The organism is Rhizobium leguminosarum, from assembly GCF_004123835.1.
GTDB classification, from domain to species: domain Bacteria; phylum Pseudomonadota; class Alphaproteobacteria; order Rhizobiales; family Rhizobiaceae; genus Rhizobium; species Rhizobium leguminosarum_M.
In genome coordinates, this window is the sequence record NZ_MZMU01000012.1 from 116,079 (window position 1) to 129,643 (window position 13,565).

12 protein-coding genes are annotated in these 13,565 nt (G+C 61.4%); 1 reads left to right on the plus strand and 11 read right to left on the minus strand.

Features of this window, described 5'->3' with window-relative positions; translation table 11 throughout:
• Positions 1–13: 13 nt before the first annotated feature.
• From B5P46_RS17295 to B5P46_RS17315, 5 genes are all read right to left on the minus strand, one after another.
• On the minus strand, positions 14–466 hold the full coding sequence (locus B5P46_RS17295) for a GNAT family N-acetyltransferase (RefSeq protein WP_432431475.1): 453 nt from the start codon (positions 464–466) through the stop codon (positions 14–16).
• Between the two features lie 5 nt (positions 467–471).
• Complete coding sequence (gene pth, locus B5P46_RS17300) at positions 472–1,203, minus strand: aminoacyl-tRNA hydrolase (protein WP_129419720.1); 732 nt, start codon at positions 1,201–1,203, stop codon at positions 472–474.
• A gap of 191 nt (positions 1,204–1,394) precedes the next feature.
• Entirely contained in the window at positions 1,395–2,108 is a 714-nt protein-coding gene (locus B5P46_RS17305; RefSeq protein WP_129419721.1) for a substrate-binding periplasmic protein, read from the minus strand.
• Positions 2,109–2,133: 25 nt separating this feature from the next.
• Entirely contained in the window at positions 2,134–4,485 is a 2,352-nt protein-coding gene (locus tag B5P46_RS17310) for an EAL domain-containing protein (protein ID WP_129419722.1), read from the minus strand.
• Between the two features lie 185 nt (positions 4,486–4,670).
• The gene (locus tag B5P46_RS17315) at positions 4,671–5,279 is read right to left on the minus strand and encodes a 50S ribosomal protein L25/general stress protein Ctc (RefSeq protein ID WP_129419723.1); all 609 of its coding nucleotides are present in this window, start codon (positions 5,277–5,279) and stop codon (positions 4,671–4,673) included.
• 401 nt (positions 5,280–5,680) lie between these two features.
• Here B5P46_RS17315 and B5P46_RS17320 point away from each other — a divergent pair, with 401 nt between their 5' ends.
• Positions 5,681–7,222, plus strand: coding sequence for a hypothetical protein (locus tag B5P46_RS17320; protein WP_129419724.1), 1,542 nt, complete (start codon positions 5,681–5,683; stop codon positions 7,220–7,222).
• Positions 7,223–7,465: 243 nt separating this feature from the next.
• On the opposite strand, the gene B5P46_RS17325 is transcribed toward B5P46_RS17320, so the two are convergent.
• The 6 genes from B5P46_RS17325 to lgt form a co-directional block, all read right to left on the minus strand.
• On the minus strand, positions 7,466–8,398 hold the full coding sequence (locus B5P46_RS17325) for a ribose-phosphate pyrophosphokinase (RefSeq protein ID WP_062944456.1): 933 nt from the start codon (positions 8,396–8,398) through the stop codon (positions 7,466–7,468).
• 106 nt (positions 8,399–8,504) lie between these two features.
• A complete protein-coding gene (locus tag B5P46_RS17330) occupies positions 8,505–9,326 on the minus strand; it encodes a hypothetical protein (RefSeq protein ID WP_129419725.1) in 822 nt (273 codons plus the stop codon).
• A 91-nt stretch (positions 9,327–9,417) separates the two neighbouring features.
• Positions 9,418–10,569, minus strand: coding sequence for a M24 family metallopeptidase (locus B5P46_RS17335; RefSeq protein WP_129419726.1), 1,152 nt, complete (start codon positions 10,567–10,569; stop codon positions 9,418–9,420).
• Positions 10,570–10,574: 5 nt separating this feature from the next.
• On the minus strand, positions 10,575–11,369 hold the full coding sequence (gene pgeF, locus B5P46_RS17340) for a peptidoglycan editing factor PgeF (protein WP_129419727.1): 795 nt from the start codon (positions 11,367–11,369) through the stop codon (positions 10,575–10,577).
• Positions 11,370–11,480: 111 nt separating this feature from the next.
• A complete protein-coding gene (locus B5P46_RS17345; protein ID WP_129419728.1) occupies positions 11,481–12,581 on the minus strand; it encodes a class I SAM-dependent methyltransferase in 1,101 nt (366 codons plus the stop codon).
• A gap of 18 nt (positions 12,582–12,599) precedes the next feature.
• Complete coding sequence (gene lgt, locus B5P46_RS17350) at positions 12,600–13,448, minus strand: prolipoprotein diacylglyceryl transferase (protein WP_129419729.1); 849 nt, start codon at positions 13,446–13,448, stop codon at positions 12,600–12,602.
• Positions 13,449–13,565: the final 117 nt, after the last annotated feature.

A 13,565-nucleotide genomic window follows, 5' to 3' on the forward strand; every position in this document is an offset into this window, starting at 1 on the left:
CCCGAATATGGAGTCAGGGCCGGCGGATCTGATAGCCGGTCTTTTCCTGCACGAAACCGCAATTCTCATAGAAGCGCAACGTTGCCGGATTCTTGGAGCCGGTAAGCAGCATCACCTTGTAGCATCCGGCGTTCCAGGCCTCGGCGACCGCGTGGCCGATGACGGCGCGGGCATAACCACGCTTGCGATGATCGGCATGGGTGACGACGTTTTCGATGAGCGCATAGGGCGCGCCGTTCCGTGTCAGGTTCGGCACGACGACGCTTGTGACGGTGGCGACGGCGACCTCACCCGCAAAACCGATGAAGACGGTCATGCCGGGCTGGGCCAGGATGGCGGAAAAGCGTTCTTCGGCAATGGCCTCGTCAAGAACCGGATCGGTGGGGTTCAGGTGACGGTAAAGCGTCATGAGACCGGCGAGATCGCCGCGGGCAGCCGGGCGGATGATGACGTCTTGATCCGGCATCGGTCTCAATCGCCCTTTTTGCCGAACATCTTTTTCAGCATGTCGGCCATCGGGCCGGTGGCCGGCAACTTCGGCTGATTGTGGTTGCGGGCCTGATGGATATGCGACTGGCCGGCCGGCTTCTTCTCGGTGTCCTTCTTTTCTTTCGCCGGTTTCTCCTCCTCGGTCTTTCCGCCGAGCGCCAGCGCGATCTTGTTCATCAGCTGCGAATCTTCGTTTCGCACCAGCATGTCGGCATTGTCGGCGAGCGTGTCGAGAAGCGGCTCCAGCCAGGCCTTGTCGGCCTTGGCGAAGTCGCCGAGCACATGGTTCTGCACCATTTCCTTGATGCCGGGATGGCCGATACCGAGGCGTAGCCGCCGGTATTCCCTGCCGCAATGCGCATCGAGCGACTTGATGCCGTTGTGGCCGTTGTGGCCACCGCCGGTCTTCAGCCGCGCCTTGCCCTGGGGAAGGTCGAGCTCGTCGTAGATGGCCACGAGATCGGCCGGCTGGAGCTTGTAGAAACGCATCGCCTCGCCGACGGACTCGCCGGAAAGGTTCATGAAAGTCTGCGGCTTCATCAGCAGCACTTTCTCGCCGCCGACCTCGCCCTCGGCGATCTCGGCCCTGAACTTCTTCGACCAGGGCGAAAAGCTGTGGCGCCGATGGATGGCGTCGACGGCCATGAAGCCGATATTGTGGCGGTTGCCGACGTATTTGCCGCCGGGATTGCCGAGACCCGCGATGATCAGCATGGCCTGTTTTTCCTCGCTAAAGCATGTCGCGCAAAAGTGTGCTGCGGTTTTGCGACAACGACATGCGTAAAAACAAAGACCTAAAGCACGACAAGCGAATCTGAAAGATCGTGATGCGCTTTAGAACTTCCCGCCGTTCACCACCGCGAAATGAAAGCAAAGTCAAGCGGAAAGGGCAGTTGTCTTCGGAGTCATTCCGACAGGTTCATGCCGTATTTCAGGAAGATCTGCTTCTGGTCGCCATCGGCGATCAGCTTGTCGAGGGCAGCCTGCATCCTGGCGAGCAGTTCGTCCGGAAAGTTCTTCTCGCAGGCGATGCCCATTGGCTGGGCGGAGAGCACGGTCACCAATTCCACCGGCTGGTCGGCCTTCAGTTTTTCGAAATAGAGTTCGGAGATCGGCATCATGTCGATGCGCCCGCCAAGCAGCTTGCGCAGCGTCGCATTGAAGTCGCTGGCGACATCGAGCTTGGTGAAACCCTTCTCCTTCAGGATCGTCTCGGTATAATCCTCGCGCTGCGTGCCGACCGTATATTTCTTCGCCTCGTCCAGATTGCCGGCGGTGACGCCCGAGCCCTTGCGGGTGATCAGGATGTTGCGGTCGATGAGCAGCGGCTCGACCCATTTGAACAACGGGTCGCGTGCGCCGTTGTGGGCGGTTGCAAAGACACAAGTCATCGGCGCCGTGCGGGCAAGGCTGAAAGCACGCGCCCAGGGCATGATCTCGATCGTGTAGTCGACGCCGATCGCGGCCATCATCTTTTCGACCTGCTCGACGGTCGCGCCCTTGATCTCCTTGCCTTCGCGATAGTTGAAGGGGGCATAGTCCTCGGTCGTGAACGTTACCGTTTGCGCATGGGCGGTGCAGGGCAGCGCCAGGCATGCGAGAAGCAGGAGCTTTTTCATCCGTATCATCTCCTCGGTTCTTTGTTCACGAGGCGCGTGCGACGGCCGATTGCGAGGCCGTCAGTTCCTCGATCAGCGTGGCTGCGTGCTGCGGCCGATGGAAGAGATAGCCCTGGCCGTAGTCAAGCCCCATCTGGTGGAGCGTGCGGCATTCCTCTTCGGTCTCGATGCCCTCGGCAATGACGGTGCAGTTCATCTTGTGGGAAAGCGTGGTGATGCCTTCGATCAGCATGCGGCTCTTCTGACGCACGTCGTCGTCGCCGTCGTTGATCGCGCGGGTGAAGGACTGGTCGATCTTGATGATGTCGACGGGGAAGCGGTTGAGGTAGCTCAGCGACGAATAGCCGGTACCGAAATCGTCAAGCGCGATGCGGCAGCCGAAGCGACGAAGCTCCGTGACGATCAAGCGGATCTGTGGGTTGTCGTGCATCAGCACGGCTTCGGTGATCTCGACGACGATGCGCTCGGGGCGGATGCCGTGGCGGCCGACGATGGCGGCAAGACGGGCCGGCAGCGCCGGCTCGAACTGCAGCGGCGAGAAGTTGATGGCGAGATAAGTATCCTGCATACCTGATATGCGGGAAATCTTCGCGAGGTTGGCGATCGCCTTTTCCATGATGACGTTGCCGACGCGGACGATCTTTGCCGTTTCTTCGGCGACGCTGATGATCTCGGCCGGCGGTATCAAGCCCTTCTGCGGATGGTTGAGGCGCATCAGCGCCTCGAAACCGGCAATGCCGCGGCCGTTCAGGGTGACGATCGGCTGCAGGAAGGCTTCGAACCAGTTGTCGACGAGGCCGGCTTCGATATTGGCCTCGATTTCGGCGCGGCTGCGGGCACGGTCGAGCATGGCATTGTCGAAGAGCTGTGCGCCGTTCTTGCCGTCGCGTTTCTTGGCATACATCGCCATGTCGGATTTTTGCAGCAGTTCGGCCGCGGTTTCGGCATGATGCGGATAGATGGCGATGCCGACGGAAGCGCTCAGATGCATGTCGGGGGCGAATGGCGTTTCGAAGATCGAGGCGATCTGCTCGCACATCACCTTGGCGCGGGTTTCGGCGTCCTTTGCCGGCAGCAGGATGGCAAATTCGTCGCCGCCGAGACGGGCCGCCTCGTCGGAGGGGGCAAGATGGGTCTTCAGGCGCTCGACGAGCTCGATCAGCGCCATGTCACCGGCGGCATGGCCCATATTGTCGTTGATCCACTTGAAGCGGTCGAGATCGACGAAGAGACAGGCGAGTTCTTGGCCGGCGGCGTCGGCGGCGGCGATCTTGTTGTCGAGGACGGCTTCGAAGCCCTGGCGATTGAGAAGCCCGGTCAGGTGATCGGTGATTGCCTGGCGGTGGTTGCGGTCCTCGGAGGCCTTGAGTTCGGTGACATCGGTCATGACCGATAGCGAGAGGCGGTCGTGAGCGCCGGCTCCCGCCTCCGATTCCATGATGAGGACGTCCATGGTGCGGCCGTCCAGGCAAACGAACTTGACGGTGACGGTCATGCCGCTTTCTGCCTGGCGGCGCTTGACGAATTTGTCGCGTGTCGTGGGGGTGACGAGATCGGCGAAGTTGCGGCCGATGACGGCAGCACGGTTATAACCTGTGGCAAGCAGCCAATAATCGCTGACGGCGGTGATGCGGTCTTCCTCGTCGAGCGAGAAGAGCATGGCGGGTGTCAGATTGTAGATGTCGGTGGCGCGGCGGTGGGCGAGCTTCAGCTCCTTTTCCTCGCTTTCGAGCTTGGTCTGCATCTCGTTGAAGCTATGGGCAAGCCGGCCCATCTCGTCGTTCGACTGCCAGTCGACATGATGGCGGGAGCCCAGCTGGCGGGTGGCCTCGATCGCCGCCGTCAGCCGCATCAGCGGCTGGATGACGAAGAAGCGGTTGCCGATCAGCGCCGTGCCGAAAACGGTCAGCACCGCGAAGATGAAAATCGAGATGAAGACGACCTCTTCCTGCTTCAAGCCGGAAAACAGGCCGAGCGCGGGATAATAGACGCTGATGCTACCGAGGTTCTTCGGACCGTCGACGGTGTTGTAGATGATGGCGCGCGACACCTGCACGAGCTTGCCGTCGAAGGAGCGCGGAATGGTGGACTGGCTGACGTCGAGCTGGCCTGACTGGTCACGCACTTCGACCTTGACGATGGCGCCCTGGGAAACGACCGTCGCGCTGATCTGGGTGACGCTGTCCTCATCGAGGTCCCACAGGGGTTTGGCCAACGCCTGGGCATTGGCGACAAGAAGAACGGAGATATGGTCGCGTATTTCCTTGTCGGCCCGTTCCGAGGAAAGAAAAAGGAAGAGAACAAAGAGGGGAGCGACAAAAACAAGCAGCGCTCCGCAAACTATCGCAAAAAATCTGTTCTCAACGGAATTGTTCATGGTTCCGTCTACTCCCCAGGCCGGCCATATTTGCTGTCGCGCGTTGAGGCGGGCTTCTTCGCAGCTGACGAAGCATGCTTTCACGAATTTGTTAAATGTTGCTGAAACGGAGGCCTTTCCGAGCAATGAAAAGCCCGCTTTCCAGGGGAAAGCGGGCCATATGCTTTACAAATTGGTCGAAGCGATTAGGCTTCGGCTTCGCCTTCCACGGCGCTCTCATCGATGCCGGCAGCCGGAGCGATAATCGTCGCGATCGTGAAGTCGCGGTCGATGACCGGGGTGACGCCCTTCGGCAGGGTGACTTCCGCGATATGGATGCTGTCACCGATCTTCTTGCCGCTGAGGTCAATGTCAAAGAACTCAGGGATCGCATCGGCCGGGCAATGAACTTCAACCTCATGGCGAACGATGTTCAGAACGCCGCCGACCTTGAGGCCCGGGGATTTCTCTTCGTTGATGAAGTGAACGGGGATTTCGACGGTCACCTGGGTGTTGCCGGAGACGCGCAGGAAATCGACATGCATCGTGAAGTCACGGACCGGATCGAGCTGGTAGTCCTTCGGCAGAACCTTGTGCTTCTTGCCGTCGACGTCGATCGTCGCCACGGTGGTCATGAAACCACCGGCGTGAATGCGCTTCGTCACCTCATTGGTGTTGAGAGCGATGGCAATGGGGGCCTGCTTGTCACCATAGATGACAGCGGGAATCAAACCGTTGCGGCGAAGTTCACGGGCGGACCCCTTACCAACCCGTTCGCGCGCCTCGGCCTTGAGCTCGTAAGTTTCCTGGCTCATGGCTATTCCTTTCGAGGTTATTTGGAGAGTTCGGCGGCGGGCAAAAGCCTTGTTCGACGAACCGGAGGCGGTATGACCCGACCTCATCCGCGTTGCCTCCAAGGGTGTCTACACGGACCGGTGGCCTATATTATAAGTCGATCGGAAACGCAAGTTGCGGATTTGGGTTGTTTTCCGGTGATATACACGCTTCGACAAGCCGAAACCGCATTCGAGCATCGCGTCGATCGTCAACGGTGAGCCGAATGTAACATACGAGGAGGCGATGTTCTCGCCCGTCCGAAATACCCGGCGGTATGAACGGCAAAATTGCGATTCTCTTCCACAGCTGAGGTTGACATCGGCGCGCTTCGCATCTTTGGATGGCCGCATTCAAAATGGGGCTGAGGAGAAATCGGACTATGCGTCTCAAACTTGTCACGGCAACGAGCTTGCTGGCACTTTGCCTTGTCACCACGGCCCAGGGTGTCGAGATCAATCAGGATGGCGCCAATGCGGTCAAGGACACGCTGACCAAGCTGCTTCCCGAGGATCTGGCGAAGAGCGGTATGATCACCGTCAATCCGGCAGGCTCCCGCTACGAGATCATTTACGATCTGGCGAAGCTGCTTGCCAAAGCCGATCCGGCGACATTTGCGATCAGCGGGCTCACGCCGTTCTCGATGTTCGCTACGCCGCTCGATAGCGGGCTCTGGAATATTGAGGGTGACAACAACCTCAACGTCTCCGGCCATTTCAAAGGCCCCGACCAGAAGCCGACGGATTTCTCCTACTCCATCGCTTCGCTTGTCTACACCGGCGTCTTCGATCCGGCGATCAGCTATCTGCGCTCCGGCACCTTCACTGCCAAGGACATCAAGGTCGCCAGCAAATCCGACACCGAGGAAGTCCATGCCAGCTTTGCCGGGATGGAGCAAAAGCTGACTTCAACGGACAGCGCAGGCGGCAACGGGCGTATCGATTTTGCGGGCAGCGGCTCCATGTCGACTTTCGTCGAGCAGGTTTCCGGCCTGCAAATGCCGCCTGTTGAAATCCGTGCCGACTCGATCGATTTCGATGCCAAGGTGAACGGCCTGCCGGCCAAGCAAATCCGCGAGATCGTCCTTTTCGTTCTCGACCATCTCGAGGAGAAGGAACTAAGCCCAGAGAACAGCGACAAGATAAAGGGAATGCTCAAGCAAGCCTTTCCGATTCTTGCCTCGTTCAGCGAGACAATCGGGGTCAAAAATCTGACCGTCAGCAGCCAGGTAGGCAATGGCGGCGTCAAGGCGTTCGGTTACAACCTAGCCATTGATGGGCCGAGCGACACCATGCGCTTCGGCTTCGGCATGAATGCGCAGGACATCAGCCTCGACAGCCCGGCGATGCCGGCAAGTTATTCGCCCTTTGTGCCGACCAATTTCGATCTGCAGCTCGCCATTCCGAATCTGGATTTCGCAACCTTCGGCGACGCGCTCATGGCGATGGATTTCAACGCCAAGCCGCCGGAGCAAAGCGGCGACGAGATGGCGAAAAAGCTCTTCCGCGATGGCCGGCTCACCATCGAGTTTCCGAAGGTCAGCGCCAAGTCCGATGTCTACGACGTCGACATGACCGGCAAGATCGAGGGACGCGTCGATACCCAGAAAGACTATTCGATGGAGGCGACGATCCTTGCCCGCGATCTCGACAAGACGATCGCCGCGGTTCAGGAGCTTGCCAAGACGGATCCCGACCTCAACCAGGTCTCCTTCGGCATCATGATGGTGAAGGGCTTCGCCAAGAGCGATGCAGATGGCCGTTCGCGCTGGGACATCAGCATCAGCCGCGATGGTTCCGTGGCGATCAATGGCCAGCAGATCAAGGGGCCGGATGGTCCGGATCAAGATCAGGGGCTGGAGCCAGACCAGCAGGAACCGGATCAGGGTCAGGACGCGGTACCTGCGCCGCCGCAGCAGCCTTGAGCGTTATCAATTGGGATCAGAAATGAAAGAGGCCGGCCTTGTGCCGGCTTTTTGCGTCTTACGTCGCAAGCTTCGCCCAGACCAACGATCGGGACGGCGGTTTATTCTGAGCTTTCGTTGTCAACGAACGCGGCTCTGCGACAATCAACGGCCAGCAATTCATGCAACTCGGAGAGCATGCCCTGTAATAGCTCGGTCCATCTGATGCGGAAATTGAAAGAGCCGGTCGAACGCCGGCTCTTTTTAATCGAAGAGGCTGGAGACGGACTCTTCCTGAGCCGTTCGGCTGATGGCTTCGCCGATCAGCGGCGCCGTCGTCACGACGCGGATATTGTGTGCCGAGAGCACGGCCGTGGTCGGCTGGATCGAATCCGTGATGACGAGTTCGCGCAGCTTCGAGGAGGTGACGCGGGTGACCGCGCCGCCGGAGAGGACGCCGTGCGTGATATAGGCGGTGACACTGGATGCGCCCTTGGCCAGCATCGCGTCGGCAGCGTTGCAGAGCGTGCCGCCGGAATCGACGATATCGTCGATCAGTAGGCAGTCCTTGCCGGCAATGTCGCCGATAATGTTCATGACTTCGGAGTCACCCGGCCGATCGCGACGCTTGTCGACGATGGCCAGAAGACAGTCCAGCCGCTTGGCAAGCGCGCGGGCGCGAACCACACCACCAACGTCAGGCGAGACGACCACGACGTTGCTGAGGTCATAATGGCTCTTGATGTCGCGCGTCAGCACCGGCATGGCGAAGAGATTGTCGGTCGGGATATCGAAGAAGCCCTGGATCTGCCCGGCATGAAGATCGAGCGTCATCACGCGGTCGGCGCCGGCTTCGGTGATGAGGTTTGCAACCAGCTTGGCGGAGATCGGTGTGCGGCCTGAAGCGCGACGATCCTGACGCGCATAGCCGAAATAGGGAAGGACGGCGGTGATGCGGCGGGCTGAGGAACGACGCATGGCGTCGATCATGATCAGCAGTTCCATCAGGTGGTCGTTGGCAGGGAAGGCGGTGGGCTGCACGAGGAAAACGTCCTCGCCGCGCACGTTTTCCTGGATCTCCACGAAGATTTCCTGATCGGCAAACCTTCGGACACTGGCTTTCCCCAAGGGAAGATTGAGATAGTTGCAGATCGCTTCGGCGAGTTGCCGGTTCGAATTGCCTGCGAAAACCTTCATTTTGGTCCGCCTGTTACGCGCTGATAGCCGCGCTTTTTAGTCAGCTTCCCGATGAATGCAAGGGCAAAGGCGCCACAGGCTTTCATATTTGCAAAAAAGCTTGTGACTAACCGCCCTGCGTCTGCCGCCAGGAGGAGAATTCCGCGATGGTTTTCGAGGCGATCTGCTGCATCACCGAGGCCGGAACGCTCGCCCATGGATCGGCCGCGGCCGTCGGCACGCTTTCCTGTCCCTGGATGCGGTGCAGGCGGCCGCCGCCGCTGTCGAGAATGTCCCAGACATAGACCACGGTGACCTTGCCGTCGTCGCTGAAGGCGGAGAGGTAGCCTTTGAGGATGTAATCGCTGCTCGCGTCCTTCGAACTCTTGATGGAAAGGCCGTGCGCGCGCGCTTCAGTGCCGAGCTGGCGCGAGAGCGGCGTCACGGCCTGCACCGGCGCACCGATGATCGGCAGGAAGCGCACGGTATTGCCGCGAGCAGAGGGGGAACTGGGGGGGAGGGCGGCGGTCTGCTGCGGCTGTTGCGCCTCGGCCGGCGGAGCCGGCTGTGCGGCAAGCTCACCACTGGCCGCCGGCGGGGGCAGCGATTGTCCGTCGATCGGAGCAGAGGCGGCCGGTGAGGAGCCGCTTCTCGACAGGGCGTCTGCCTGTTCCTGCATCGTCGTCGGCGCCGCGCCGGTGCCGGGCCGATAGGCCTGCTGCGACTGATCATAGGCTGGATGGTAGCCGCCCTGCTGCGAGCTTCCCGAGAAACGCGGCTGGCGGGTGCCCGCCAAACGCTCGGCTTCGCTCTGCGTCACCGGGCTTGACGGGGCGCCGCCGGAGGAATTGCCGATATCGACCTGCGGCGTCAGCGCATCGGTCGTGTTGCAGGCTGTCAGTAGAGCCATGACGAACAGGAGCGTGGGCACAATCGCAGCTCGCGTCATCCCTTGGTCCGTCCTTCCCGCAATCGCAATCAGCCCCACCCGAATTTATGCGGGTGGGGACGGTCGTCTGTCAATTCCGGATTCTCACCGGTCAGAGCCCGATGAAATCGAGTGGATGGCGGGATAGCGCGCGCGGCGCATCCGCTGTCGTCAGATAGGTCTGGCCGAGCGTCATCGCCGTGCCCGTATCGGAATCGGCGATGATCATGTGCACGAAGAGCGACATGTTCGGCTCGATCGGCTGCGGATTGCCGACATGGAACATCTGATGCTCCATCCAGGAGGGCGAGAAGCGGGCGCCGAGCGAATAACCGCAGGCATTCAGCCGGTGGCGGGCCAGGCCGCGCTCGTCGATGATTCTGGCATGCATGTCGAAGACATCACCGAAGGTCTGGCCCGGCTTGAGCACGGTCTCGATCGCCTCGATGGTTTCGCGGCAGGCGTTGTAAAGCTCGCGGTGGCGATGCGTCGGGTCACCGATGACGATCGTGCGCATCATGGCGGCATGGTAATGCGCATAGGCGCCGGCCCATTCGAGCGTCAGCTGGTCGTTGGCGTCGAGCTTGCGGCGGCCGGCCTTGTAGCGGCAAAGCAGGGCGTCGGCGCCGGAGCCGATGATAAACTCGTTGGCGGGGTAATCACCGCCGCCGGAAAAGATCGCGCCCTGCATGGCGGCGAGGATATCGGCCTCGTCGGCGCTGGGTTTTGTCAGCCGGATCGCGGCATCGAGCGCATCGTCGGCGAGAACGGAGGCGCGCTCGACATAGGCGACCTCCGTCGGGCTCTTGATCAGGCGCAGGCGGCTGACGAGGTAGGAGGCGTCGACGATCTGGCCGAAGGTGGTCAATTGCGCGTCGAGCAGGCGAGCAACACGCCCGGTCATGCCGTGCGTATCATATTCGACGCCGATGCGGGCGCCGAGCAGATCCATCTCGACCAGCAGGTTCTTCAGGTCGAGCGTCGGGTCGGCATTGACCCGGTCGACCCAAATATGGATGTCCTCGAGGATCGAGGTGTGCCTCGCCTGGCGAAGATCGGCCGAGCGGGTGATCAGCGCCATGGTGCCGTCGCTCTTGACGACCAGCGTCTGGAAGAAGCAGTAGCCGAAGGTGTCGTAGCCGGTCAGCCAGTACATGCTTTCCTGGGCGAAGAGCAGCAAGGCGTCGAGCTTTTCTTCCTTCATCTTCTCGGTGAGGCGCGCAAGCCGGCGTGCGAATTCGGCCTTTTCGAAATGCAGTGCCATTCTGCTCAAGTCTCCCTGATTGATATCGCGGAAATCTGGCGGCCGTAATCCGGCTCCTTGCGATGTGTCGTCCTGCGGTAGGAAAAGAAGCGCTCGTTGTCCGGATAGGTGCAGAGGCCGAGGCTTTCGGCACGCACGCCGGCTTTCGTCAACCGGTCGACGGTCAGCGCCGGCAGGTCGAACATGGCATGGCCGGGCGTTGCGGAAGGCACGAAAAAGCGCTCGTCCTCCGGGTTTTCGGCGACGAAACGCTCGACGAACTCAGGGCCAACCTCATAGCTCGCCTGGCTGATCGAGGGGCCGAGGCAAGCGACGATGCGAGCGCGGTCCGCACCGAGCGCCTCCATGGCGGCGACGGTATTTTCGAGCACGCCCGTCAGCGCGCCCTTCCAGCCGGCGTGGGCAGCACCGATGACGCGATTGTCCGGGTCGGCAAACAGGATGGGTCCGCAATCGGCGGCGAGCACGCCAAGCGCAATGCCAGGGGTGCGCGTTACCATCGCATCCGCGTCGGGGCGGGCGCCGTCGTAATCGGCGCCGATCGTCACGACATCGGGGGAATGGACCTGATGCACAGTTGCCAGCCGCTCGACCGGCAGGCCGAACCAGGCGGCGACACGACGGCGGTTTTCCAGGACCTTGCCGCGTTCGTCGCTGGAGCCGAGGCCGACATTGAGGCCGCGATAGAGCCCTTCGGAAACGCCGCCGGCCCGAGTGAAATAACCGTGCCGGATCGTGGCGCCCGCCACTTCGTTCAGCAGCGCGCTTTCGATCGGTGCGGGAGAGGCCGCGTCCTGCATCTGTGATTCCGGGGTTTTTAAGGGGTTTGTTATTATCCCAAGCGCATCGCATATGCGGCGCGCTTCAAGTTCTTGTTTCGGGCGGATGTTGAACCAGCCGCGTGCGCCCTGTCAATCCACCGGACGAAAGGGCATGAGATCGAGGGCGGGATAGGAGACCGCCATCACCTTGAACAGTTCGCCCATCCGGCCTTCACCGGCGCCGGCGAGCCTTTCGACCGCCGCCTGGATGACCTGCTGGGTTTGCAGCTCGCGATCGCGGCCGAGCGCGGTTGCGCGCTCGAGGATGCCGAGGCCGGTCAGGAAGTCACCCTGATGCAGGGCGCCGTTCAGATGCAGGCCGGCCGCGAGCGCCGTTTCGGCGAGCTGCTGGAAGTCGACATGGCTCGTCAGATCGGCTTCGCCCGGATGGGCGAGCGGCGGGTCGAATTCATGCATGCGCACGGCCTGCAGCGTGTCGCCGAAGCCGGTGACGAGATGGCCGTAGTCGATCGTAAGCGCCGTGCCGCCGAAGGCGCGCAACCGCTCGCAGATCGCTATCATCACCGCCTGGCGGGCAGGCGAGATCTCGAAGAGGGTGCCGACCGGCACGTTCTGCACCGGTTCGGGCAGCAAGGTGGGATCGAGGCCGGCGACGCCGGCTGCGAAATTCAGCTCGCCATCGGCGTCGATGCCGACCATGCGCTCACGGAAACCCGTCGGCATGCGGACGAACTGGCGAATCGGGATGGCGTCGAAGAGCTCGTTGGCGGCAATCAGCGTGAAGCCGGGCGGCACTTCGTCGAAGCCATCGTGCCAAGTGATCTTCTCGCCGTGGGGTTCGAGCGTCTGGCTCTGGACGTCGCGCAGCCGCTCGCTGGTTTCAACGAGATGCACGGTCATGGCGTCGAAAAGCGGTGGAGCGATGCGGGAAATGACGCGCAGCATATCGGCCATCATGGTGCCGCGGCCGGGGCCGATCTCGACGAGGCGGACGCCCGTCGGTGTGCCGTGGCGCTGCCACGCATGGACGATGAAGACGCCGATCATCTCGCCGAAGATCTGGCTGACCTCGGGCGCGGTGACGAAATCACCGGAACGGCCGAAGGGCTCGCGGGTGCGGTAATAGCCGTGTTCGGGGTCTGCGAGGCAGAGCGAGAAATAATCGGTGACGCTGATCGGGCCGTTGGCCAGGATGATCGCCTTGATCTTTTCGCCTAGAGCGGTGGTCATGTTGCGCGTCCTGCCGTTTCAGAGCTGCAGCGCAGCCTGGCGGCGGGCCCGCAGCATCGCCCAGAGGCCAAGCAGGATCATCGGGGAGGAGAGCACCATGCCCATGGTCAGCCAGTTCGTGCCGAGGAGGTAACCGAGCTGGGCATCAGGCTCGCGGAAGAATTCGACGAAGATGCGCGACAGCGCATAACCGCAAACGAAGACGCCTGTAATGAAGCCGGGGCTTTTCAGCGCGCGCATGCCATAGACGAGGGCGGCCAGCACCAGGAGCAGAAGGATGCCTTCGAGGCCGGCTTCGTAAAGCTGGCTCGGATGGCGGGCGAAGGGACCGCCGGTCGGGAAGACCACGGCCCAGGGCACGTCGGTCAACCGGCCCCACAGCTCGCCATTGATGAAATTGGCGATGCGGCCGAAGAACAGGCCGAAGGGAACGACGGCGGCGACGATGTCGAACAGGCTCCAGACCGGGATGGCGTTGCGGCGGGCAAAGAGGATCATCGCGATCGTCGTGCCGGTCAGGCCGCCGTGGAAGGACATGCCGCCATTCCAGATCTCGAGCGCACGGACGGGACTGCGCAGGACGGCGGGGAGATCATAGAAGAAAATATAGCCGAGACGACCGCCGAGGACGACGCCAAGCGCTGCCCAGACGATGAAATCGTCGAGCTGCGTCTTGGATATCGGCGAGACGTTGCCGGGCCAAAGACTGTCATTGGCGGCGATGCGGCGCGCATAGGCCCAGCCGAGCAGGATGCCGGCGACGTAAGCGAGACCGTACCAGTGAATCGCCAGCGGACCGATCGAAAAGGCGATCGGATCGATATCCGGGAAAGGCATGATGGCAAGGAGATCGGCTGCTGTCGGCAAGGTTTTCCACCTGTTGAGTTGCGCGGAACATGCCGCTGCGATCCCGGACGGTCAAGTCCATTGTTCGTGATGGCCCGTTCCGGCAAGCTTATCCCGTGTAAAGCGCTTGCATCGTCG

Excerpts from the sequence above, each read along its gene's own strand:
- B5P46_RS17320 (WP_129419724.1), top strand. The coding sequence starts at position 5,681 with ATGCGTCTCAAACTTGTCACGGCAACGAGCTTGCTGGCACTTTGCCTT.
- B5P46_RS17315 (WP_129419723.1), bottom strand. The coding sequence starts at position 5,279 with ATGAGCCAGGAAACTTACGAGCTCAAGGCCGAGGCGCGCGAACGGGTT.
- B5P46_RS17330 (WP_129419725.1), bottom strand. The coding sequence starts at position 9,326 with ATGACGCGAGCTGCGATTGTGCCCACGCTCCTGTTCGTCATGGCTCTA.
- B5P46_RS17305 (WP_129419721.1), bottom strand. The coding sequence starts at position 2,108 with ATGAAAAAGCTCCTGCTTCTCGCATGCCTGGCGCTGCCCTGCACCGCC.
- B5P46_RS17325 (WP_062944456.1), bottom strand. The coding sequence starts at position 8,398 with ATGAAGGTTTTCGCAGGCAATTCGAACCGGCAACTCGCCGAAGCGATC.
- B5P46_RS17295 (WP_432431475.1), bottom strand. The coding sequence starts at position 466 with ATGCCGGATCAAGACGTCATCATCCGCCCGGCTGCCCGCGGCGATCTC.
- B5P46_RS17345 (WP_129419728.1), bottom strand. The coding sequence starts at position 12,581 with ATGACCACCGCTCTAGGCGAAAAGATCAAGGCGATCATCCTGGCCAAC.
- pgeF (WP_129419727.1), bottom strand. The coding sequence starts at position 11,369 with ATGCAGGACGCGGCCTCTCCCGCACCGATCGAAAGCGCGCTGCTGAAC.
- B5P46_RS17310 (WP_129419722.1), bottom strand. The coding sequence starts at position 4,485 with ATGAACAATTCCGTTGAGAACAGATTTTTTGCGATAGTTTGCGGAGCG.
- B5P46_RS17335 (WP_129419726.1), bottom strand. The coding sequence starts at position 10,569 with ATGGCACTGCATTTCGAAAAGGCCGAATTCGCACGCCGGCTTGCGCGC.
- pth (WP_129419720.1), bottom strand. The coding sequence starts at position 1,203 with ATGCTGATCATCGCGGGTCTCGGCAATCCCGGCGGCAAATACGTCGGC.